This is a genomic window from Sphingobium sp. HDIP04 (assembly GCF_000445085.1).
In the GTDB taxonomy this organism is placed as follows: Bacteria; Pseudomonadota; Alphaproteobacteria; order Sphingomonadales; family Sphingomonadaceae; genus Sphingobium; species Sphingobium indicum.
The window spans coordinates 1-21,130 of sequence record NZ_ATDO01000070.1; the positions used below are offsets into that span (position 1 = coordinate 1).

The window sequence follows — 21,130 nt, forward strand, 5'->3', positions numbered from 1 at the left end:
CCCCTAACCCCCTCCCGCCTGCGGGAGGGGGAATGCGAGACCCCACCGCCGCTAAGGCCGCACCCTCAGCGTGGCCGCAGGCGCCTCGCCGGTCAGCGGCGTCACCTTCCACACGATCCGCTTGCCCTGCGGCATATCCTGCGCGCCGTCCTCCTGATTCTGGCTGACGATCTCCGCATCGGTGGTCAGCGTGAACAGCCCGTCCAGCGCCTTGGCCGCATCCTCGCCCGCGCCCCCGCCCATCGGGTTCTGGCTCTTGTCATAGCCGTTGGAATAGCCCGGCGCCTTCACCCGCACCCGGTCCTCCCCGCGCAGTTCCACCGCGACGAAGGGCAGCACGATCTGCGCGTCGCTGTTGAACGGAAAGAGGAAGGCGTGGGTCAGCCGACCGCTGATGGCATAGTCGATCTCGAACCGCCGGTTCCCCATATAGCGGGCCGACCGGAAGCCCTTTTCCTTCGAAAGCGCCGCCGCGATGGCCTGCATCTGCTGCTCGTCGCCCTTGTCGCCCTTGGCGTCGAAACTCTCCCCCTGCTCCTTCGATTGAAGTGCGGTCCGCAGGCTGCTCTGCCTATCCTTGGGCGCGGCATCGTCGATCGGATCGTCGCCCACCGGCATGGAGCCAAGCCCCTTGCCGACATCCGACGCCAATATCTCGCCCTTATAGGTGAAGCTGAAACTCCGGTCGGCGCGGATATCCAGCGTCGATTCGAACCTGCCCGGCGTCACCAGACAGGCCGACAGCAGCAGACTGGCCGCCAGCACCCCGGCGAAGCGAAGAAAAGCGCCCATGTCCACCCCCCGTCAGTCCCTCTTACCGGCTGGCCGCCGCGTAGAGGGCAATCGCCGCCGCATTGGACACGTTCAGGCTTTCCATGCGCGGACTGATCGGCAGTTTAGCCAAAATGTCGCAATGCGCCATGCTGTTGTGCCGCAGCCCTTCGCCCTCGGCCCCCAGCACCAGCGCGACCCGTGACGTGCCGATGGCCTCGCCCAGGGTCTGCTCCGCCGCGCCGTCCAGCCCGATGCGCCAGTAACCCGCCTCCGCGATCTCATCCAGAGCGCGGGCCAGGTTCACCACCCGCACCCAGGGCACGATCTCCAGCGCGCCCGAAGCCGACCGCGCCAGCACCCCCGATTCGGGCGGAGCATGCCGGTCCTGCGTCACGATGCACAGCGCGTCGAACGCCGCCGCAGACCGCAGGATCGCGCCGACATTATGCGGGTCCGTCACCTGGTCCAGCACCAGCACCGGGCGCTTGTCGTCCTGCCCCGCCTCCAGCACGTCGCCCAGCCACACATCGTCCAGCGGCTCCACCTCCGCCACGATGCCCTGGTGCGGCGCGTCGGACGGCACCATCCGGCCCAGATCGGCCACATCGGCATAGACGATGGGCAGGACCGGCGGCAGGTCGAGCGCGTTCAGCGCCTCCCGCGTCCCCCATATCTTGCGCACCACCCGGTCGGGATTGGCCAGCGCGGCGATGACGGCATGCCGTCCATAAAAACGGGGGAAAGTGCCCTTGGCCTTTCCGGTGCGATTTCCTCTTTTCATGGGAAGCGCTCTTTTCACATTGAGCCATTGACAGGCAAGTCTCCTTTCGCCATTGGAGCGCCCTCCAGCCGGTCGGGGCACCCTCCGACGCGGTTAGGCGACTGGACAGGTGGCCGAGTGGTTAAAGGCAGCAGACTGTAAATCTGCCCGGGTTTCCCGTACGCTGGTTCGAATCCAGCCCTGTCCACCATCGCCCCCCTCGGCCGCACTGACCGGCTTATGGCTCAGCCCATCTCTCCGCCGGTTGCTTGCGCGCTTCGACGGGATAAGTGCGGTTCATCCGACATCTGCTACACTTCCCCCGATGACCCCCATTCCTTCCGTCGACCGCCGCGCCGTCCTGACCGCTGCCCTTGCCGGCTTCCTGACGCTCCCGCTGCCCCGCTGCGCCCTCGCGGCGGGCGAGGTGGAGCGCGTGGACGACCTGATCGCCCGCATGACCATAGAGGAAAAGGCGGGCCAGATGACCTGCCTGGCCGACAGTTTCCGTCCCTATAACCCGCCCAACCCGCAGGTCGGCATCCAGAATGAAAGGCAACTGGCCGACGAGATCCGCAAGGGCCGCGTCGGCTGCCTGTTCAACGGCATCGGCGTGGCGGGCGCCCGCCGCGCACAGGACATCGCGCTCAGGCAAAGCCGCCTCGGCATCCCCCTGCTGTTCGCGGGCGATGTGATCCATGGCCTGAAGACCATCTTTCCCGTGACCCTCGCCGAATCGGCCAGCTTCGATCCGGCGCTCGCCGAACGCACCGCCCGCGCCATGGCGGTGGAGGCGACGGCGGCAGGCCTGCACCTCACCTTCGCGCCGATGGTCGACGTCGCCCGCGACCAGCGCTGGGGCCGGGTGGTGGAGGGGGCGGGGGAGGACGTCGCCCTCGGCAGCCTCTTCGCCGCCGCCCGCGTGCGCGGCTTCCAGGGCCGCGACCTGCGCCGCGACGACAGCCTGCTCGCCTGCCCCAAGCATTTCGCCGCCTATGGCGCGGTCGCGGGCGGCCTGGAATATGGCAGCGTCGACATCAGCGAAGAGACGCTGCGGGAGACGCATCTGCCCCCCTTCGGCGCGGCCTTCGCGGCGGGCGCGCTCGCCACCATGGCCGCCTTCAGCGAGATCAACGGCGTCCCCGCCACCGCCGACCGCGACCTCCTCACCGACCTGCTGCGCGGCGAGATGAAATTCCGCGGCTTCGTCTTCTCCGACTATACCGCCGACGAGGAACTGATCGCCCATGGCTATGCCGAGGATGAGCGCGACGCCGCCCGCCTCGCCATTCTCGCGGGCGTCGACATGTCGATGCAGAGCGGCCTCTATATCCGCCACATCCCCGATCTGGTGAAGAGCGGCGCGGTGCCGATGGAAACGGTCGACGTCGCCGTCCGCCGCATCCTCTACGTCAAGACCGCCATCGGCCTGTTCGAAAACCCCTACCGCTCATTGAATGAGGAAACGGAAAAGACCCGCATCTTCACGCCTTCCCATCGCGCCCTTGCCCGCGAAGCCGCCACCCGCTCCATCGTGCTGCTCCAGAACAACGGCGTCCTCCCCCTCGACCCCGCCAAGGGCCAGACCATCGCCCTGATCGGCCCCTTTGCCGAGGACAGGATGAACGTCTACGGCCCCTGGGCCTTTTACGGCGACAAGGGGAAGGGCGTCGACATCGCCACCGGCCTGCGCGCCGCCATGCCGGACCCCGCCAAATTGCTGATCGCGCCGGGCAGCGGCATATTGACGCCCATCGACGGCGGCGTCGCCAAGGCGGTCGAGACCGCGAAGGCGGCGGATGTCGTCATCCTGGCGCTGGGTGAATCGCAGGACATGTCGGGGGAGGCGCAATCGCGCACCGCCATCGAACTCCCCATCGTGCAGCAGGCGCTGGCCGATGCGGTCGCCGCCACCGGCAAGCCCGTCATCGTCCTGCTCCGCCACGGCCGCGCCCTCGCGCTGCACGACGGCGTGGCCAATGCGCAGGCGATCCTCGCCACCTGGTTCCTCGGCTCCGAATCCGGCCACGCCATCGCCGACATAATTTTCGGCAAGGAAAACCCTTCCGCCAAGCTGCCGGTCAGCTTCCCCTGGGAATCGGGGCAGGAGCCTTTCTTCTACGACCGCAAGTCGACCGGCCGCCCGGTCATCGACAACCGCACCGAATATCGCTCGCGCTACACGACCACCGACAACAGCGCCCGCTTTCCCTTCGGCCACGGCCTCAGCTACAGCGAGTTCGTCCTCGACCAGCTCAAATTCTCCGACACCGCGCTCCGCTGGGACGCCGCCATCGGCATCACCGTGCGCGTCACCAACAAGGGCCAGCGCAAGGGCAGCGAAGTCGTCCAACTCTACATCCGCGACCGCGTGGCGAGCCGCACCCGCCCCATCCGCGAACTCAAACGCATCGAGCGGGTCACGCTGGGACCGGGCGAGAGCAAGACGCTCCGCTTCTCCCTCTCCCGCATCGACCTGGAATTCGTCGGCGCAGGCAACCGCCGCCTGGCTGAACCCGGCGCCTTCGACCTGTGGATCGGCCAGTCCAGCGTCGGCGGCCTGCAAGGCGCCTTCACCCTCTACGCGGCGGGATAGCAGCGGCCATGGGCCTTCACCCCATAACGTCATCCCGGGCTTGACCCGGGATCCCGCTTTCTTTTCTTCCGCCGCGTCAGGGGAAGCTGGACCCCGGGTCAAGCCCGGGGTGACGAAACCCGGATGGAGTGGGCGAAACCCTGTCCTACACCCCCGCGACCATGCCATAACCCCACCGGCTCTTTCCCACCGTCAACCCATCCCACCCCGCCCTAAGCGGGCACCCTAAGCACACCCATTCCGCAAAAATCATCCTATTGCGAAATCAACGCCACCACTCCGCACCCACGCAAATGCGTGAGCCACAACGCCGTGAACTTCGCAACGACAGCACCGGCTGCAAAACTCCACCCCGACGCCTTCACCCCACCTCGCGCCTCTATTTTTTCGTTTCCGCATTTTCCGAGTCAGCAGGTGATACCACCCGCTTTGAAAATGCTTTAGAGGCCCCCTCCATGCTCAACCTGAACGGCATCACCGTGCGCCTCGGCGGCCGCGCTATTCTCGACCGCGCCAGCGCCGCGCTGCCGCCGCGCAGCCGCGTCGGCCTCATCGGCCGCAACGGCGCGGGCAAATCGACCCTGATGAAGGTGATGATCGGCCAGATCGACCCGGACGAGGGCAGTTGCGACATGCCCCGCGACACCCGCCTAGGCTATATCGCGCAGGAAGCGCCGTCGGGCACCGCCACCCCCTTCGACACCGTCCTCGCCGCCGACAGGGAACGCGCCGAACTGATGGCGGAGGCGGAACATACCGAAGATCCCGACCGGCTCGGCCATATCTACGAACGGTTGAACGCCATCGACGCCTACACCGCCCCGGCCCGCGCCGCCCGCATCCTGGTCGGCCTCGGCTTCGACGAGGAAATGCAGGGCCGCCCGCTCGACAGCTATTCCGGCGGCTGGAAGATGCGCGTGGCCCTCGCGGCCCTGCTCTTCTCCAATCCCGACCTGCTGCTGCTCGACGAACCGTCCAACCATCTCGACCTGGAAGCGACGCTCTGGCTGGAAAATTTCCTCAAAAACTATCGCGGCACCGTGGTCGTCATCAGCCATGAGCGCGACCTGCTCAACAATGTGGTCGACTATATCCTCCATCTCGAAGGGGGCAGGGTCACGCTCTATCCCGGCGGCTACGACGCCTTCGAACGCCAGCGCGCAGAACGTCTCGCGCAACAGGAGGCCGCCCGCGCCAAGCAGCAGGCCGAACGGGAGAAATTGCAGGATTATGTCGCCCGCAACTCCGCCCGCGCCTCCACCGCGAAACAGGCCCAGTCCCGAGCCAAGGCGCTGGCGAAGATGCAGCCCATCGCCGCCGCCATCGAAGATCCGACGCTGCATTTCGGCTTCCCCAGCCCGCCCGAACTGCGCCCGCCGCTCATCACCATGGACATGGCGGCGGTCGGCTATGACGACACGCCGGTCCTGCGCCGGGTGAACCTGCGCATCGATCCCGACGACCGGCTGGCGCTGCTCGGCCGCAACGGCAACGGCAAGACCACGCTCGCCCGCCTGATCGCCGCGCAGTTGAAGCCGATGGAAGGCGCGATGAACGCCTCGGCCAAGATGAATGTCGGTTATTTTACCCAATATCAGGTGGAGGAACTGGACGTCGGCGACACGCCGCTGGAACATATGAGCCGGGTGATGAAGGGCGCGACCCCCGCCGCCGTCCGCGCCCAGCTAGGCCGCTTCGGCTTCTCCGGCGAGCGCGCCACGCAGAAGGTCGGCTCCATGTCGGGCGGCGAAAGGGCGCGGCTGGCCCTCGCCCTCATCACCCGCGACGCGCCGCACCTGCTGATCCTCGACGAGCCGACCAACCATCTCGACGTCGACAGCCGGGAGGCGCTGGTGCAGGCGCTGAACGACTATTCGGGCGCGGTGGTGATCGTCAGCCACGACCGCCACATGATCGAACTGGTGGCCGACCGCCTCGTGCTGGTCGACAACGGCACGGCCCAGCCCTTCGACGGCAGCCTGGAGGATTATACCGACATCATCCTGCGCAAGGCCGACGGAAACGGTGGCGGCGGGGATGCGCCGAAGACCGACCGCAAGGCGGAAAAGCGCAACGCCGCGCAATGGCGCGAACGGCAGAAGGCGGCGAAGAACGCCGTCAGCAAGGCGGAAAAGGAAATGGCCGCGCTGGCCGCCGAACGCAGCCGCATCGACCAGGCGCTGTTCGACCCCAAAAGCGCGACCGGCGCGGAGGCGAAGATGACCATGACCGAACTGATGGTGAAGCGCGCCGACCTCGAAAAGAAGCTGGAAGCGGCCGAAGAAAGCTGGATGGAAGCCAGCGCCGCGCTGGAGGAACTATAAGAGCCTGCTCCGCACCAGCGCTGGCCTTCACCCGCCCGAAGGTTCCTCCGTCAAGGGCCCCTCCAGCCCATCCGCCCCCGTCCGCATCTTCGTCACGATATTCCAGGTCGCGATGAACAGCGCCGCGATCACCGGCCCGATGACGATGCCGTTGAACCCGAACAGGTCGATCCCGCCCAGCGTCGTGATCAGCACCACATAGTCGGGAATCCGCGTATCCCGCCCGACCAGCACCGGACGCAGGATATTGTCCACCATCCCGATCACGAACATGCCGCAAAAGGCGAGGATCAATCCCTCCACCACCGCCCCGGTCACGAACAGGTAGATGGCCACCGGCACCCAGACCAGCCCCGTCCCGACCGCCGGGATCAGCGAGAAGGCCCCCATCAGCACGCCCCACAGCAGCGCCCCCGGCAGCCCCAGCGCCCAGAACACCACGCCGCCTATCACCCCCTGCACGATGGCGACGACGATGCTGCCCTTGATCGTGGCGCGGGTGACGATGACGAACTGCTGCATCAACGCCTGGCGATAGGCGGTGCGCATCGGCGCCGCCCGGTCCACCATCGCCGCCAGCTTCGGCCCGTCGCGCAACAGGAAGAAGGTCAGGTACAGCATCACGCCCAGCGCCATCAGGAAGCTGAACGCGCTCTGCCCGATCTGCAAAGCCTGCGTCGCCACCGTGCGGAAACTGGACGTTATGCCTTCGCTCAGCATCTCGCGCACCGCGGCGAAATTGGTGATGCCCAGCCGCTCCAGAAAGGCCGCGGCCCATCTGGGCAGGCTCGCCTGGAACTGCGCGAACATGCGGGCGAAGTTGATCTCGCCGGTTTGCACCTTGGCGTAGAAGAGGGTCGCTTCCTGCACCAGCGCCATGGCCAGGATGATGGCCGGCACGATCACCAGCGCGACGATGAGCAGCAGCGTCAGCGCCGCCGCGCTGTTCCGGTGCCGAGGCATCATGCCGACCAATCCCTGGTTGACGGGGGCGAACAGGATGGCGGCGATCACGCCCCACAATATGGCCGCGAAAAAGGGTTCGATCACCAGGGCGAAGGCGACCGAGACGATGAGGACGAAGCCCAGGAAGACTCCATCCTCTATCCGCGCCGCTGACGGCTCTTTATTGTCCATGACGCCGCTTTGGCAGAAGTCCCGATGTAAATCTATCCGCCGGTCATTCCGCCTTGGCACTGAATCCGAAGCTGACAGATACCTTGGGGTCCAGCCCCGCGCTGCTGTCGCCATTGCCGACGCCGAAGGATGCGCGGGCAATGGTGGCCGATCCGGAAACCTTGCGCGCCATGCCGGTGCCGGACAGGGTGAAGCGGATGCTCTGCGGCTTGCTCACGCCCTTGAGGGTCAGGGTGCCAGAGGCGCGATAGCCGTTCGCGCCGGCCTTCTCCGCGCCCTTTGCGGTGAAGACGGCCTTGGGATGCGCCGCCGCGCCGAAAAATTCGTCCCCGGCCAGCATGCCGTCCTTGTAGCTGTCCCCGACGCTGGCGCTCGCCAGGTCGATCTCCACGCGGATGTCGGCGCTGTCCGGATGGTCCGGGTCCATCGCGATCTTCGCCGTCCATCTGGAAAAGCCGCCGCTGATCGTCTCGCCGCCGTTCCCGACGGAAAAGCCGATGGTCCCGCCGGGCTGCACCGCCCAGGAGGGCGGCGGGCCGGCCGGTTCTTCCGCCGCCGCCGCATTGTCGGCTTCGGCCGGGACAGCAGCATTGCCGGCACTGTCGGCCGGCTCTGCGGCATTGGCGGGCGTTTCTTCTTCCTCCCCGACCGCCGCTGGCAGGACCGGCGCGGCGGCCGCCTTCGGAGCGGGCGCAGGCAGGATGACGCGCCCCAGGACGAACCCCAGCGCGATCAGTGCGGGCAAGGCCGCCAGCCACAGCGGAGAGCGGGCGGGCATCATCCGCCACAGCAACCCGTCGCCCTTCAGGACATGATGCCGCAGCGCGCCCGCGACATGCAGCGCGAACAGCGCGATGCCGATCCAGGCGATCAGGCCGTGCCCGCCCTCGGCCAGTTCATGCGCGTTCATGGGCAGGGGCAGGTGGGGCAGGGGGACGATGCCGAAGATCAGGGTCGGCACCTTCACCTTCGCGGTCGACACCAGCGCCCATCCCGTCAGCGGCGCACCCAGCATGAAGAGGTAGAGCCCCGCGTGCACAGCCTTGGCCAGGGCGCCCTGCCAGCCGCGCTCGACCGGCGCCGGGCGCGGCTTCCAATAGCGTATGGCGATGCGGGCGCAGGTCAGCAGCAGGATAGAGATGCCGATCGACTTGTGCCATTGGAACAGCGCGAAGCCGCGCGCGCCGAGATCTTCCAGCGCCCATCCCACCGCGATCTGGAAGGCGAGCAGGGCGGCGATCGCCCAGTGCAGGAAAATGGCCAGCCGACTATAGCGTTGCATCAAGACCCCCATGCGACAATGTGGCGCGGAAGCTATGCCGCGCCTGCGCGGAAGTCCACCGCCGCGCCGGGAAACGATCCGTTACCTCAACGGATGAACGGCCTTCGCGCCTGTGTCATAAAGGTCGCAGCCCGACCAATTTCCACCTGATGATTGCATCCCGGCGGCCAGTAGCTAAGAGCATAGGAAAACAGGACACAGGACAAGCAGGACATGGCCAAACCCGAATCCTGGCGCCTTAGCCCGGCAGCTTATCGTTTCGTCACCAGCATCGACACCCGCTTCCAGGACATCGACACGATGGGCCACATCAACAATGTGGCGATCTCCGGCATATTCGAAACGGCCCGCATCCGGTTCCACCATCATCTGGGCCGCCATCCGCAGGAACAGGGGGTGCGCTGGCTGGTCGCGAACGTGAACCTGAATTTCGTCGAGGAAGCCCATTTCCCCTATCCGTTCGAGGTGCATTGCGCGATCGGTCATATCGGCCGCACGAGCTGGACCATCAGTTCGGCCGGCTTTCAGAAAGGGGTGTGCGTCGCGACCGCAGACACCACCGTCGTCACCCATGGGTCGGAGGGACGCCGCGCCATCGACGAAACCCTGCGCGAAGCGATGGAACGCAATTTCATCATCCGCCCCGACTGAATGTCGATCGGTCCTGGCGGAAGCCGTCCATGCGGCGGCTCCACTGGAAGGCGATGACCGCGGCCTTGGCCGGCTGGATCATCGCCAGCGCGAGCAGGATCGCAAGGCCGGGCCATAGCGCCGCCTGCACCCCCAGCGGAATGTCCAGCGCCGCGTTCACCTCTATCATCAGCGGCACGAGCAGGTGCCCCAGCAGCAATATGACGATATAGGCGGGAAAATCGTCCGCTCGCGACGCGTCCCACGCCTGCCCGCAATGGCGACAGGCGGGGCTTGGCTTCAGGAAGCGCGCGAACATGCGACCTTCGCCGCAGGCGGGGCAACGGCCCCTGAGGGCAAGCGCCAGCGCCGGCCGCAAAGGCCGCGCCGCATCGTCATGGGGCAATCCCTGATCCATCGCCTTCCCCTATGGCCAATGGACGGTCCGCGCAATATGCGCGCATCCTGTTAGAGCTTCCGCGCCGCGCAAAGCCTGTTAAGAAGCGGCCATGCGCCTTCCGGGACCGACCGAAACCTTCGTCCTGTTCGACGACGCCCGCACGCGGGCGCCCGCCCCCGCGCGCCTCTATCGCGATCCGGTGTCGGTCATCGCCGCCCATCGGCTGGCGGAGGTGCAGCCGGCGCTGGACCGCCTGGCCGAAGCGGCGGAGGCCGGGCTGCACGCCGCCGGCTTCATCGCCTATGAAGCCGGGCTGGCGCTGGAGGATCGCCTCCACCCGCTGGCGGAGCGGCACCGGCAGGACCGGCCGAAGACGCCGCTTCTCTGGTTCGGCCTGTTCGAAGGGGTGCGCCTGATCGATCCGGGCGCCATGACCGGCCTGCTGCCCGACCCTGCGGGCGCCGGGGTGGACAGCGTCCAGCCGCTGATCGACGAGGGCGCCTATCGCGCCGCCTTCGCCCAGGTCCAGGACTATATCCGCGCCGGCGACATCTATCAGGTCAACCTGACCTTTCCCTGCGCCGCGCATTTCAGCGGCGATCCCATGGCGCTCTATGCCGCGATCCGCCCGCGCCAGCAGGCCGGCTATGGCGGCATGCTGCGCACCGGCGACCATATGATCCTCTCCTTTTCGCCGGAGCTGTTCTTCACCCATGTCCGCGGCCAGTTGACCGCGCGCCCGATGAAGGGCACCGCCCCCCGCGATCCCGACCTGGCCCGCGACGCCGACCTCATCCAGTGGCTGGAGCGGGACGCCAAGCAGCGCGCCGAAAACCTGATGATCGTCGACCTGCTGCGCAACGATCTGTCGCGGGTCTCCCGCGCCGGCACGGTCACGGTGCCCGACCTGTTCAAGGTGGAAACCTATCCGACCGTCCACCAGATGGTGTCGACCGTCCGGGCGCGGCTGCTGCCTGGCCTTTCCCCGGTCGACGTGCTGCGCGTCCTCTTCCCCTGCGGGTCGATCACCGGCGCGCCCAAGGTCCGGGCGATGGAGATCATCGATGCGGTCGAACCCTTCGCGCGCGGCGTCTATACCGGCTCCATGGGCTGGATCGATCCGTCGGGCGACGCCGCGTTCAATGTTGCCATCCGCACCATTTGCGTCGAAGAAGGCAGCAGGGAGGGGCGCCTGGGTCTGGGATCGGGCATCGTCGCGGATTCGGATGTCGCGTCCGAATGGGCGGAATGCCTGGCCAAGGGGCGCTTCCTCGCACCGGCCTGATTCATCGGCGCCATCATCGATCGGCATAGCAGCGCGGTGACGAAGTCGGTTTTCAGCCGGGTCTGTCAGCGCCCTCAGGGGTAAAAACGATGAGGAGCATGGCCCTTTCTCCGTCGAACTCGGCGACGAGGGCGATGACGAGCGCAACATCGGTCTGAACTACGAACAAGAATGCCTTGGATGCGCCCCTGGCGCCCCTCGGAGTGCCGCAACCGAACAGGGCGCGCATGAGAATGCCAAGATTGAACCCGGCGACGTGGATCAAATAACGCTTGTGAACATTCTCGCGCCCGCGCAGCCACGCGCGGCGCATGCCGCCGCGATCCAGGACGTGGGCAAAGCTACGCTCGACCATCTCACCACGCTTGCGCATCGCCTTGCGTCCGACGGCGGATTTCAGGCGAGACCGATTGGCGTAGACGGCCTTCTGGGCAGCCTCGTCGCCGTGCCAGCGCAGATATCCATTCGGCGGTGCCGGCTCGGCGATGCGCGTCTTCCAGATGTCGCCGTCGAGACCCTTGAGGAGCTCGCGCGAATGATAGCCTTTATCGGTCACAAGATCGCAGGGATCCCCGGACGTCGGCGCCAGGCCAATGTCGGCGAGGTTGCGTGCTGCCGTCTCCAGCGTGGCGTCGAGCGTTGTCGTGTCGCCCTTGTCGGCCGGGTGGATCGGCGCTGCCACGATAACACCCGTGTCGAGATCGACCGCGTGTTCGGGCTTGTAGGCCAGACGCGTCGAGCCGTTCTTCATCCGCGCGACCTTCGCGTCGGGATCGGTCTTGCTCGCCCAGTCCGCATTCGACAGCTTCTTGCCCTTGCGTTTGCGATCGAGCCGGACAAGGTCGTCGATCGTCGGCGTGTCGATGCCGCTCTCTTGCGCCATGCGCACCAGCATCTCGCGGTAGGTCTCGCCATTGTCACGCCGCACGATGGTACGCAGCGCGGCGTTCGCCTCCATGGTCGAGCCATCGACGCCGATCCGCTCGCCTTTCACCAGATCGTGCCCGGCGACGAGGGCCAGTACCCAGCCGAAGATCTGGTCATGTACCTCGTGCGGCAGGCGGCTCCGCGTCTTCGACAACCAGCTATGATCAGGGACCTTGTCGCGGCTCGACAGTCGCAGGAACTCCCGCAGCGACAGCGAATCCGAACAGCGCCAGACAATCCCGCGTTCGCTGTCGATGCCCTCGAAATAGCCGATCAGCAGCATGCGGAAATAGCGGCCCGGCGGCAGCGACGGGGCTCCCATCCGCGGCGCATAATAGGGCTTGCACGTCTTCTCGACAAAGCCATCGAAGCCCGCCTCGGCCAGCAGCTTCTGGAGCTTGTCGTAGAAAACATGCCCCGGTGAACGCGGTATCTCCGCCCACGTCACGATCAAATCGGACTGGACCTCGCTATCACGCCCCATCGCCATCGCCGCTAACCCGCCAGACAATCCCACTGCCGCACTGAATCAGCCACCGCCGACTTCGTCAACGGCCTGATAAGGGGTTTGCGGTTTTCCATGGCATTGGCTGACGGACGGTTCGATCTGCTCGAAACCATGGCCTTCGATCCGGTCGAAGGCATCAGATTGCTGGAACTGCATCTGGAGCGGTTGAAGACCAGCGCGGAGGCGCTCGACTTCGCCTTCGACCGTCATGACGTGCGCAATGAGCTTCAGGCCGCGACCTTCCGCCTGCGGGAGCGCAGCCGCCTTCGCCTGCTGGTGTCGCGCCGGGGCTCCATCGCCATCGAAGTGCGCGAATATCGCACCTGGCCGCAGGCGATCATGCAGGTCGCGCTCGTCCCCCGCAACGCGCCCGCCGCCGATGCGCGGCTGGCGCACAAGACGACGGACCGCTCCCTCTACCGCGACGCCTTGCAACGCGGGGGCACCTATGAGGTGGTGATGACGGATGAGGAGGGCTTCGTGACGGAGGGCAGCTTCTCCTCCATCTTCATCGAACGCGGCGACAAGCTGCTGACGCCGCCTTTGTCGCGCGGCGTGCTGCCGGGCGTGCTGCGCCGCAGCCTGCTCGACATGGGCGAGGCGGTAGAGGCGGACCTGCGCCCCCGCGACCTGGAAAATGGCTTCTTCATCGGCAATGCCGCGCGCGGCATGGTGGCGGCGTCGCTGTCGCGTTGACGCGCCGAACCGATTTTCCCTGACCCTTATATCCGCACCTGCGGCCACCGGACGCCAACTGGCGGTTGCCCCTTCTTTCGTTGCGCACTAAGGAGCCTGCCGTCCGTATCATTGCGGGCCTTGGGGATTCTTCAGAAAGATTGTCACGATGAGCCAGACTTCCGCAGCCCTCGGTCGCATCCAGCCCTCCGCCACCCTGGCGATGAGCGCGCGCGTGAATGCCCTGAAAGCCGAAGGCGTGGACGTCATTGGCCTCTCCGCCGGCGAACCGGACTTCGACACGCCCGACTTCGTGAAGGAGGCGGGGATCCAGGCGATCCGCAAGAACCTCACCCGCTACACCGATGTCGACGGCACCGCCGACGTCAAGGACGCCGTCGCCTTCAAGTTCAAGCGCGACAATGGCCTGCTCTACAAGCGCAGCCAGATCAGCGTGAATTCGGGCGGCAAGCACACGCTGTTCAACGCGCTGGTCGCGACCGTCGATCTCGGCGACGAGGTCATCATTCCGGCGCCCTATTGGGTCAGCTATCCCGACATCGTGAACTTCGCGGGCGGCACCCCGGTCTTCATCGAGGCGCCGGCGAGCCAGGGCTACAAGATCACCGCCGCCCAGCTCGACGCCGCGATCACGCCCAGGACCAAGTGGGTCATGCTGAACTCGCCCTCCAACCCGTCGGGCGCGGCCTATTCGGCGGCGGAGCTGAAGGCGCTGGGCGAGGTGCTGCTGCGCCATCCGCATGTGCTGGTGATGACCGACGACATGTATGAGCATGTCTGGTATGCGCCGACGCCCTTCGCCACCATCGCGCAGGTCTGTTCCGACCTCTACGACCGCACGCTGACGGTCAACGGCTGTTCCAAGGCCTTTTCCATGACGGGCTGGCGCATCGGCTTTGCCGGCGGCCCGGAATGGCTGATCAAGGCGATGGGCAAGCTCCAGTCGCAGTCGACCAGCAATCCCTGCTCGATCAGCCAGGCGGCCGCCGTCGCCGCGCTGACCGGCGATCAGGATTTCCTGGAGGAGCGCAATGCCGCCTTCAAGAAGCGCCGCGACATGGTCGTCGCCATGCTGAACGACGCGCCGGGGCTGGACTGCCCGACGCCGGAGGGCGCCTTCTACGTCTATCCCGACGCCAGCGGCCTGATCGGCAAGACGACGCCCAAGGGGCAGGTCATCGACAGCGACGAAGCGCTGATCGGCTATTTCCTGGACGAAGCCAAGGTCGCCGCCGTCCATGGCGCGGCCTTCGGCCTCTCCCCGGCCTTCCGCATCAGCTACGCCACCTCCGATGAGGTGCTGCGCAAGGCCTGCACCCGCATCCAGGAGGCCTGCGCCGCCTTGAAGTGACCGTTTCAATCCCCCTGTCGAAGACGGGTGAGGGATTGAAGCTGGAGAGGGGAAGGGCGGAACAGGCCTGCCTTCCCCTCCCGACCCCCCTCTTTTAGGCTGTATCGACATTCAGCCCTGACGGCCTGCAAATGGCGCTTTTCCGTGCTTCCGGTGCTCACCTACTTTGAGTAGGCTGCGCGCCGGGTCACGGAAAACCACCATTTTCGGCTCGCCATCTTCTGAATGTCGATACAGCCTAGGAAACGGAAAATTTCCCCGTCGCCGTCTTGCGGATGGAGAGAGGGAGTTTATATCCCGTTTCGAACCGAAACTGGCTTGGTCCGACATCCATCGTTCCGCATCGGGCGTTGGTCGAAACTGCCCTGGCGCAGCGTTCATCCGGGACTAAGCCGCGCGACATTCATGGCCGCCCCTTGCGGCGGCCGAGACGACCGAAAGGAAGAACGCCATGTTGGCCTTCTTGAAATCCGACCTGTTCCTGCGCTTTCTGGGCGGGTTCGCGATCGGCGCGATCGGCGTCTTCGTGCTTCAGCCGAACAGCGACGCGCCGCCGCTGACCGGCCAGGCCATGGCGGCGTCGGCCCCGGCTCCGATTGTGGACGATGCGGCGCGCTGACGGCATCGCCCTTGCCTTTCTGGCGGCTTTGGCCGTCGCCTCCCCCTTGCGCGCGGAACGGGCGGTGCTCGCGCCGATCCCGGCGGTCGACGCAGCCCCGGCCCGAAAGCTCGAAACCGCCATTTTCGCGGGCGGCTGCTATTGGGGCGTCGAAGGCGTCTTTTCGCATGTGAAGGGCGTGCGTCTCGCCGTGTCCGGCTTCGCGGGCGGCCCGCGTGGCCGCAGGGTGGATTACGAACAGGTGAGCGAGGGCGATACCGGCTTTGCCGAATCCGTCCGCGTCACCTACGACCCCAGGCAGGTCAGCTACGGCACGTTGCTGCGCATCTTCTTCTCGGTGATCGCCGATCCGACCACGCTCGACTATCAGGGTCCGGATCACGGCAAGCAATATCGCAGCGCGCTGTTCCCCCTGAACGCGGAGCAGGAACGGGCCGCCAGGGCCTATCTCGTCCAGCTTGGCCAATCGGGCCTCTGGCGCGACCCCATCGTCACCCGCATCGAACGCTTCACCGGCTTTCAGGATGCGGACGACTATCATCAGGACTTCCTGAGGAAAAACCCCCGCCACCCCTATGTCCAGCGATGGGACATGCCCAAGCTGACGGCCCTCAAGGCGCTGTTTCCCGCATTTTACAGCGACCGCCCCTCTGCTTGAAAGGAAATTTCATGAGCGACACCCACGGCCTCAAGCTGCTCTCGACCCTGCATGAAGACAGTCGCCTGACCGTCGAACTGGCGGAGGAAACGCTCCCCGCGCCCAAGGGCGACGAAGTGCTGGTCCGGGTGGAAGCCGCGCCGATCAATCCTTCCGACCTGGGTCTGCTGTTCGCTGCCGCCGATCTGGCGAATGCCGATTATGCGGAGGGCCGGATCGTTGCCCGCATGTCCAATCCGGCGCGCCGAGCGCTGGCGGGGCGCGTCGGCCAGCCCATGACCATCGGCAATGAAGCCGCCGGCACCGTCATGGCCGCGGGCGAGGCGCCGGAAGCCCAGGCATTGCTGGGCAAGCGGGTCGCGATGATCGGGGGCGGCATGTTCGCGGAATACCGCCTGCTTGGCGCCGCCGGCTGCATGGCCCTGCCGGACGATGTCACGGCGGAGCAGGGGGCGTCGGCCTTCGTCAACCCGCTGACGGCGCTGGGCTTCGTCGAAACCATGACGCGCGAAGGGCACAAGGCGATAGTGCACACCGCCGCCGCCTCCAATCTGGGCCAGATGCTGGTGCGCATTTGCCAGGAGGACGGCATTCCGCTGGTCAACATCGTCCGCAATGAAGCGCAGGTGGCGATCCTCCAGGACATGGGCGCCGAATATGTGCTGGACAGTTCGCAGGAAGACTTCGTCGCCCGGCTTCAGGATGCGGTCGCTGCCACCGGCGCCACCATCGCCTTCGACGCGATCGGCGGCGGCCATCTGGTCAGCCAGATTCTCAACGCCATGGAGCAGGTGGTGAGCAAGAACGCGCCCTATAGCCGCTATGGCTCGGACATATTGAAGCAGGCCTATATCTACGGCGCGCTGGACATGTCGCCGACCATCCTGACGCGCAGCTTCGGCTTTGGCTGGAATATCGGCGGCTGGCTGCTTTTCTCCTTCCTGCAAAAGGCGAGCACCGAAACCGCCGAGCGCCTGCGCCAGCGGGTGCGCGATGGCCTGACGACTACCTTCGCCAGCCATTACAAGGCGCGCATCTCCCTCAAGGAAGCGCTGAGCCGCGACGCGGTGCTGACATATAGCGCCCGCCGGACGGGGGAGAAATATCTGATCGTACCCAATGGCTGAGTTGGGGTGGGAAGCGGACCTTTCCCCTATTCGTCACCCCGGATCAAGTCCGGGGTGACGGAAAACGGATGACCGCAACTGGCCGAAGCGCCCCTCTATAGAAAGGTCGTAGCGGCCGCCATTGCGCCAGCCCCCGCCAGGCCGGCCAGCAGCGCCACCAGCATGTAGCGCCAGCCGCTGCCCACCCGGATCAGCCTGACCTCCGTCAAGGGCGGCGGCGGGGGGGCGCCGCCCTTTTCCGGAAAGGCCTCCTCGATCCGCTTCACTAGGCCCGGCAGGCGCTGCAAGATGCGGACATTCTCGATCAGCGCGTCGGCGGCCTTCGCCTCCGGCCCCAGTTCGGCGCGCAGCCATTCCTTCACATAGGGGCCGCTCGTCTCCCACAGGTTGATGTCGGGGTCGAGCGCGGTCGCGACGCCCTCCACCATCACCATCGTCTTCTGCAGCAGCAGCAGGTGCGGCTGGGTCTGCATGTCGAAATCGCGGGTGATGGCGAACAGGCCGTCCAGCATGCCGCCGACCGACAGTTCGCGCACCGGCTTGCCCCGCATCGGTTCGCCCACGGCCCTCAGGGCGGTCGCGAACTCCTCGACATTGTGATGGCCCGGCACATATTGCGCCTCGAAATGGATTTCCGCCACGCGGCGGTAATTGCCGGTGATGAGGCCGTAGAGGATCTCCGCCAGCCACATCCGCGCCCGCCGGTCGATCCGGCCCATGATGCCGAAATCGATCGCGACGATGTCGCCATTGGGGGTGACGAACAGATTGCCCTGATGCATGTCGGCATGGAAGAAGCCTTCGGCGATAGCCTGGCGCAGGAAGGCGTTGACCAGCCTTGCCGCGATCTCCTTCACATCATGGCCGGCGGCGATCAGCGCGTCCCGGTCGGAGATCTTGACCCCGTCGATCCACTCCATCGTCATGACCTTGCCGGTCGTGCGGTCCCAATCGATGGCAGGCACGCGATAGCCGGGCATGGCCTCCATCGCCTCGCCCAGTTCCGAAGCCGATGCCGCTTCGCGCCGCAGGTCCAGTTCCCGCGCCGTCCAGCGCTTCATGTTCGCGATGACGAGGCGGGGACGGAGGCGGGCCACTTCGCCGCCCAGCATCTCGACATGGGCGGCCGCCCATTCATAGGTCTGGATGTCGCGGTTGAACTGGTCGATGACGCCGGGACGGATCACCTTCACCGCGACGTCGCGTCCGTCCGTCGTCACGGCGCGGTGCACCTGCGCGATGGAGGCGGCGCCCACCGGCGCCTCGTCGAAGCGGCTGTAGAGCGTTTCCAATGGCCGCCCGAAGCTCTGCTCCATCTGCGCCCGGATGGTGGCGAACGGCACGGGGGGCAGGGCGTCCTGCAGGCGCAGCAGGTCGTTCGCCGCATCCTCCCCCACCAGGTCGGGGCGCGTCGCCAGCGTCTGGCCCAGCTTGATCGCCGCCGGGCCGATCGACTGGAAGGCGTCGGCATAGCGCGGCTGCCGGGGCACCCGCGCGCCCAGCCGCGCCACCCGCACCAGCCGCCGCACCGGCGTCGGCGTCAGCGGATCGCGCTCGATCCCGGTCAGCGCGCCATGCCGCGCCAGGGTGCGGCCCCATTTCAGCAGCCGCCAGATATGCGTGAGGTGGGAAGGCATCGCTATTTATGCCCTTCCCCTGCGGGAGAAGGACGTGACGGGCGCCCCATCAGATTTTCCACCCGCTATGGATCGCCACCAGTCCGCCGAGGATCGGCTCCACCTTCGTCTGCACGAAGCCGGCGTCGCGGATCATCCGCTCGAACGCCGGCATGGGGGGGAAGCGGCGGATCGATTCGACCAGATAGCGATAGCTGTCCTCGTCATCGGCCAGCAGCTTGCCGAGCCGGGGCACCAGCCGGTGCGAATAGACGTCATAGACGTCGGAAAAGCCCGGCCATGTCGTCGTGGAAAATTCCAGGCAGAAGAATCGCCCGCCGAACTTCAGCACCCGATGCGCCTCGCGCAGCGCCCTGTCGACATGGGTCACGTTGCGGATGCCGAAGGCGATCGTATAGGCGTCGAACGCCCGGTCCGCGAAGCTCAGCTCCTCCGCATTCTGTTCCGACCAGATGAGGCCCTCCAGCCCCTTCTTCTTCGCCCGCTCGACACCCACGGCCAGCATTTCGGGGTTGATGTCGGACACGGTCACCTGGGCGCCATGGCGATGCAGGCGGAAGGCGATGTCCCCTGTGCCGCCCGCCATGTCCAGTATCCGCTCGTCCCGGCGCGGCTTCACCCGGTTGACGAGCTGGTCCTTCCATAGCCGATGCGCGCCGCCCGACATGGCGTCGTTCATCAGATCATATCTGGACGCGACGTTGGAGAAGACGGCGCGGACCATCCCCTGCTTTTCGGCGGCTTCGACATCGCGATAGCCAAAGGAAGCGGTTTCACTCATGGCCGCACGCTCTAGAGCATTTTTCCGGGCAGAGGAAACATCTGAGATCGGGTAAAATGTCCATGGCTCGCCGCATGCGCCAAGTCGCCTGTTGCCGGGCCGTCCGGCGCATTACATAGAGGGCCATGCCCGAACTTCCCGAAGTCGAAACCACCGTGGCGGGCCTGCGCTCCGTCCTGCAAGGCTCGCTCCTGACGCGGGTGGAGCCGCGCCGCGCCGACCTGCGCTTTCCGATACCTGTCGACCTGCGCCAGCGGCTGACCGGCGCCACCGTCACCGGCCTGTCGCGCCGCGCCAAATACGGCCTGATCGACACCGACCGCGGCGACACGCTGATCTTCCACCTTGGCATGTCGGGCCGCTGGCGAATCGATCCGGCGGAGATCGGGGCGCATGATCATCTGCTGATCGGGACGGGGGGAGGGCGGCTGCTTGCGCTGAACGACCCGCGCCGCTTCGGCTCGCTCGACCTGGTTCGCAGCGAGGCGCGGGAAGCCTATAATCCCTTCATCCGCATGGGACCGGAACCGCTGGGGCCGGATTTCACCCCCGATAGCCTGGCCGCCGCGCTCAAGGGCAAGGCGACGTCGATCAAGGCCGCGCTGCTCGATCAGCGCATCGTCGCGGGACTGGGCAATATCTATGTCTGCGAGGCGCTCAACATGGCGGGCATCGCCCCGACGCGCGAAGCGGGCCGGATCGGCCGGGCGCGTCTCGTCCTGCTGGTCGACGCGATTCGGGAGGTGCTGGCCGCCGCCATCGCCGCAGGCGGCTCCACCCTGCGCGACTATGCGCGGCCCGACGGGGAACTGGGCTATTTCTCCAAGCAATGGCGGGTCTATGGCCGCGAAGGGGAGCCCTGCGTCTGCGGCACGCCCATCAAGCGCCGCCTGGACGGGGGCAGATCGACCTTTTTCTGCCCGAAATGCCAGAAATAGCGGAGCGCTCGGCGGTTGACGCAACCCCGGTTCCCCTGTAAGGGGCGCACCTTCACGAGAGCTGGTTGGCGATTCCGACGGGCTCCTTCACGAGATTTGACGAGAACCGAGGACAATAAATGGCCAATACGCCGCAAGCCAAGAAGCGCATCCGCCGCAACGCCCGCCGCGCCGAGATCAACGGCGCCCGCATCAGCCGGATTCGCACCCTGGTGAAGAAGGTCGAAACCGCCCTCGCCGCCGGCGACAAGGCTGCCGCGACCACGGCGCTTCAGTCGGTCCAGCCGGAACTCGCTCGCGGCGTGGCCCGCGGCGTGCTGCACAAGAACACCGCGGCCCGCAAGTTCGGCCGTCTGACGAAGCGCGTCAGCGCTCTCGGCTGAGACGCAGCCGCTTTTTTAAGCTCGTCAGTCAGGACAGGCCCGCCCGCAATCGATGCAGGGCGGGCTTTTTCATATTCTGTTCACCAAAGGGTCATTTTGGAGGAAGCCCCGGTTTCCCGCGATTCTCCTTCGATTCGAGCGCAGGGCCTGCTTGGGCAAGCTTATAAGTAACTGAAAAATGGTGATAATTTTTCAAACCGGCCTTTTCTGCGGAGTTTGCCGAGTCAACGGGTTTATTTAACATTTTTGACAGGCAGCGCCCTTGATCCGACGAAGCAGGCCTGTCTATTTTGATCCTCCGGCCGCCACTCGAATCG

Annotated in this window: 19 protein-coding genes and 1 tRNA gene; 12 read left to right on the forward strand and 8 right to left on the reverse strand. The window is 66.2% G+C overall.

Translation table 11 applies throughout. The features are described from left to right. Positions 1–51 precede the first annotated feature (51 nt). Entirely contained in the window at positions 52–792 is a 741-nt protein-coding gene (locus L286_RS31690; protein ID WP_020819930.1) for a hypothetical protein, read from the reverse strand. Between the two features lie 22 nt (positions 793–814). Next, positions 815–1,555: a 23S rRNA (guanosine(2251)-2'-O)-methyltransferase RlmB gene (gene rlmB / locus L286_RS31695; RefSeq protein WP_020819929.1), complete on the reverse strand. Its 741-nt coding sequence runs from the start codon at positions 1,553–1,555 to the stop codon at positions 815–817. A 103-nt stretch (positions 1,556–1,658) separates the two neighbouring features. Between rlmB and L286_RS31700 the strand changes: the two genes are divergently transcribed. The 3 genes from L286_RS31700 (at position 1,659) to L286_RS31710 (ending at position 6,454) form a co-directional block, all read left to right on the forward strand. Next, positions 1,659–1,745 (forward strand) — tRNA-Tyr (locus tag L286_RS31700). 114 nt (positions 1,746–1,859) lie between these two features. Next, a complete protein-coding gene (gene bglX, locus L286_RS31705) occupies positions 1,860–4,130 on the forward strand; it encodes a beta-glucosidase BglX (protein WP_020819928.1) in 2,271 nt (756 codons plus the stop codon). A gap of 455 nt (positions 4,131–4,585) precedes the next feature. After that, positions 4,586–6,454, forward strand: a complete 1,869-nt coding sequence (locus L286_RS31710; protein WP_020819927.1) for an ABC-F family ATP-binding cassette domain-containing protein — start codon at positions 4,586–4,588, stop codon at positions 6,452–6,454. Positions 6,455–6,481: 27 nt separating this feature from the next. Here the strand turns inward: L286_RS31710 and L286_RS31715 are convergent, their stop codons facing one another. Further along, on the reverse strand, positions 6,482–7,591 hold the full coding sequence (locus tag L286_RS31715) for an AI-2E family transporter (RefSeq protein WP_020819926.1): 1,110 nt from the start codon (positions 7,589–7,591) through the stop codon (positions 6,482–6,484). 43 nt (positions 7,592–7,634) lie between these two features. Continuing rightward, the gene (locus L286_RS31720) at positions 7,635–8,873 is read right to left on the reverse strand and encodes a YceI family protein (protein ID WP_020819925.1); all 1,239 of its coding nucleotides are present in this window, start codon (positions 8,871–8,873) and stop codon (positions 7,635–7,637) included. Positions 8,874–9,086: 213 nt separating this feature from the next. Between L286_RS31720 and L286_RS31725 the strand changes: the two genes are divergently transcribed. Continuing rightward, a complete protein-coding gene (locus L286_RS31725; RefSeq protein WP_007687676.1) occupies positions 9,087–9,524 on the forward strand; it encodes an acyl-CoA thioesterase in 438 nt (145 codons plus the stop codon). Here the strand turns inward: L286_RS31725 and L286_RS31730 are convergent. Continuing rightward, positions 9,508–9,921 carry a DUF983 domain-containing protein gene (locus tag L286_RS31730; protein ID WP_007687678.1) on the reverse strand — a complete coding sequence of 138 codons (414 nt, stop codon included), beginning with the start codon at positions 9,919–9,921 and terminating at the stop codon, positions 9,508–9,510. The two genes, L286_RS31725 and L286_RS31730, sit on opposite strands and share 17 nt — an antisense overlap. 91 nt (positions 9,922–10,012) lie before the next feature. On the opposite strand from L286_RS31730, the gene pabB reads away from it, so the two are divergent. Continuing rightward, positions 10,013–11,188, forward strand: a complete 1,176-nt coding sequence (gene pabB / locus L286_RS31735) for an aminodeoxychorismate synthase component I (protein WP_007687679.1) — start codon at positions 10,013–10,015, stop codon at positions 11,186–11,188. Between the two features lie 52 nt (positions 11,189–11,240). Here pabB and L286_RS31740 read toward each other — a convergent pair whose 3' ends face one another. Continuing rightward, positions 11,241–12,605, reverse strand: coding sequence for a transposase (locus L286_RS31740; protein WP_013039168.1), 1,365 nt, complete (start codon positions 12,603–12,605; stop codon positions 11,241–11,243). A gap of 90 nt (positions 12,606–12,695) precedes the next feature. On the opposite strand from L286_RS31740, the gene L286_RS31745 reads away from it, so the two are divergent. From L286_RS31745 to L286_RS31760, 5 genes are all read left to right on the forward strand, one after another. Next, positions 12,696–13,319: an aminotransferase class IV gene (locus tag L286_RS31745; protein ID WP_020819924.1), complete on the forward strand. Its 624-nt coding sequence runs from the start codon at positions 12,696–12,698 to the stop codon at positions 13,317–13,319. Positions 13,320–13,467: 148 nt separating this feature from the next. Then, positions 13,468–14,670: a pyridoxal phosphate-dependent aminotransferase gene (locus L286_RS31750; RefSeq protein ID WP_020819923.1), complete on the forward strand. Its 1,203-nt coding sequence runs from the start codon at positions 13,468–13,470 to the stop codon at positions 14,668–14,670. A 451-nt stretch (positions 14,671–15,121) separates the two neighbouring features. Continuing rightward, complete coding sequence (locus tag L286_RS48915; protein ID WP_020819922.1) at positions 15,122–15,289, forward strand: hypothetical protein; 168 nt, start codon at positions 15,122–15,124, stop codon at positions 15,287–15,289. Then, the gene (msrA, locus tag L286_RS31755) at positions 15,276–15,947 is read left to right on the forward strand and encodes a peptide-methionine (S)-S-oxide reductase MsrA (protein ID WP_020819921.1); all 672 of its coding nucleotides are present in this window, start codon (positions 15,276–15,278) and stop codon (positions 15,945–15,947) included. Before L286_RS48915 ends, msrA begins: the two co-directional genes overlap by 14 nt. Positions 15,948–15,958: 11 nt before the next feature. After that, a complete protein-coding gene (locus L286_RS31760; protein WP_020819920.1) occupies positions 15,959–17,074 on the forward strand; it encodes a zinc-binding dehydrogenase in 1,116 nt (371 codons plus the stop codon). 95 nt (positions 17,075–17,169) lie between these two features. On the opposite strand, the gene ubiB is transcribed toward L286_RS31760, so the two are convergent. Both ubiB and L286_RS31770 read right to left on the reverse strand, forming a co-directional pair. Continuing rightward, entirely contained in the window at positions 17,170–18,711 is a 1,542-nt protein-coding gene (ubiB, locus tag L286_RS31765) for a 2-polyprenylphenol 6-hydroxylase (protein WP_020819919.1), read from the reverse strand. Between the two features lie 49 nt (positions 18,712–18,760). Next, complete coding sequence (locus L286_RS31770; RefSeq protein ID WP_020819918.1) at positions 18,761–19,492, reverse strand: class I SAM-dependent methyltransferase; 732 nt, start codon at positions 19,490–19,492, stop codon at positions 18,761–18,763. 125 nt (positions 19,493–19,617) lie between these two features. Here L286_RS31770 and mutM point away from each other — a divergent pair, with 125 nt between their 5' ends. Beyond that, positions 19,618–20,430 (forward strand): bifunctional DNA-formamidopyrimidine glycosylase/DNA-(apurinic or apyrimidinic site) lyase, encoded by an 813-nt coding sequence (gene mutM / locus L286_RS31775; RefSeq protein ID WP_020819917.1) that lies wholly within the window; start codon positions 19,618–19,620, stop codon positions 20,428–20,430. 119 nt (positions 20,431–20,549) lie between these two features. Next, positions 20,550–20,813 carry a 30S ribosomal protein S20 gene (rpsT, locus tag L286_RS31780; RefSeq protein WP_007687699.1) on the forward strand — a complete coding sequence of 88 codons (264 nt, stop codon included), beginning with the start codon at positions 20,550–20,552 and terminating at the stop codon, positions 20,811–20,813. Positions 20,814–21,130 lie beyond the last annotated feature (317 nt).

Excerpts from the sequence above, each read along its gene's own strand:
- L286_RS31690 (WP_020819930.1), bottom strand. The coding sequence starts at position 792 with ATGGGCGCTTTTCTTCGCTTCGCCGGGGTGCTGGCGGCCAGTCTGCTG.
- rlmB (WP_020819929.1), bottom strand. The coding sequence starts at position 1,555 with ATGAAAAGAGGAAATCGCACCGGAAAGGCCAAGGGCACTTTCCCCCGT.
- bglX (WP_020819928.1), top strand. The coding sequence starts at position 1,860 with ATGACCCCCATTCCTTCCGTCGACCGCCGCGCCGTCCTGACCGCTGCC.
- L286_RS31710 (WP_020819927.1), top strand. The coding sequence starts at position 4,586 with ATGCTCAACCTGAACGGCATCACCGTGCGCCTCGGCGGCCGCGCTATT.
- L286_RS31715 (WP_020819926.1), bottom strand. The coding sequence starts at position 7,591 with ATGGACAATAAAGAGCCGTCAGCGGCGCGGATAGAGGATGGAGTCTTC.
- L286_RS31720 (WP_020819925.1), bottom strand. The coding sequence starts at position 8,873 with ATGCAACGCTATAGTCGGCTGGCCATTTTCCTGCACTGGGCGATCGCC.
- L286_RS31725 (WP_007687676.1), top strand. The coding sequence starts at position 9,087 with ATGGCCAAACCCGAATCCTGGCGCCTTAGCCCGGCAGCTTATCGTTTC.
- L286_RS31730 (WP_007687678.1), bottom strand. The coding sequence starts at position 9,921 with ATGGATCAGGGATTGCCCCATGACGATGCGGCGCGGCCTTTGCGGCCG.
- pabB (WP_007687679.1), top strand. The coding sequence starts at position 10,013 with ATGCGCCTTCCGGGACCGACCGAAACCTTCGTCCTGTTCGACGACGCC.
- L286_RS31740 (WP_013039168.1), bottom strand. The coding sequence starts at position 12,605 with ATGGCGATGGGGCGTGATAGCGAGGTCCAGTCCGATTTGATCGTGACG.
- L286_RS31745 (WP_020819924.1), top strand. The coding sequence starts at position 12,696 with ATGGCATTGGCTGACGGACGGTTCGATCTGCTCGAAACCATGGCCTTC.
- L286_RS31750 (WP_020819923.1), top strand. The coding sequence starts at position 13,468 with ATGAGCCAGACTTCCGCAGCCCTCGGTCGCATCCAGCCCTCCGCCACC.
- L286_RS48915 (WP_020819922.1), top strand. The coding sequence starts at position 15,122 with ATGTTGGCCTTCTTGAAATCCGACCTGTTCCTGCGCTTTCTGGGCGGG.
- msrA (WP_020819921.1), top strand. The coding sequence starts at position 15,276 with ATGCGGCGCGCTGACGGCATCGCCCTTGCCTTTCTGGCGGCTTTGGCC.
- L286_RS31760 (WP_020819920.1), top strand. The coding sequence starts at position 15,959 with ATGAGCGACACCCACGGCCTCAAGCTGCTCTCGACCCTGCATGAAGAC.
- ubiB (WP_020819919.1), bottom strand. The coding sequence starts at position 18,711 with ATGCCTTCCCACCTCACGCATATCTGGCGGCTGCTGAAATGGGGCCGC.
- L286_RS31770 (WP_020819918.1), bottom strand. The coding sequence starts at position 19,492 with ATGAGTGAAACCGCTTCCTTTGGCTATCGCGATGTCGAAGCCGCCGAA.
- mutM (WP_020819917.1), top strand. The coding sequence starts at position 19,618 with ATGCCCGAACTTCCCGAAGTCGAAACCACCGTGGCGGGCCTGCGCTCC.
- rpsT (WP_007687699.1), top strand. The coding sequence starts at position 20,550 with ATGGCCAATACGCCGCAAGCCAAGAAGCGCATCCGCCGCAACGCCCGC.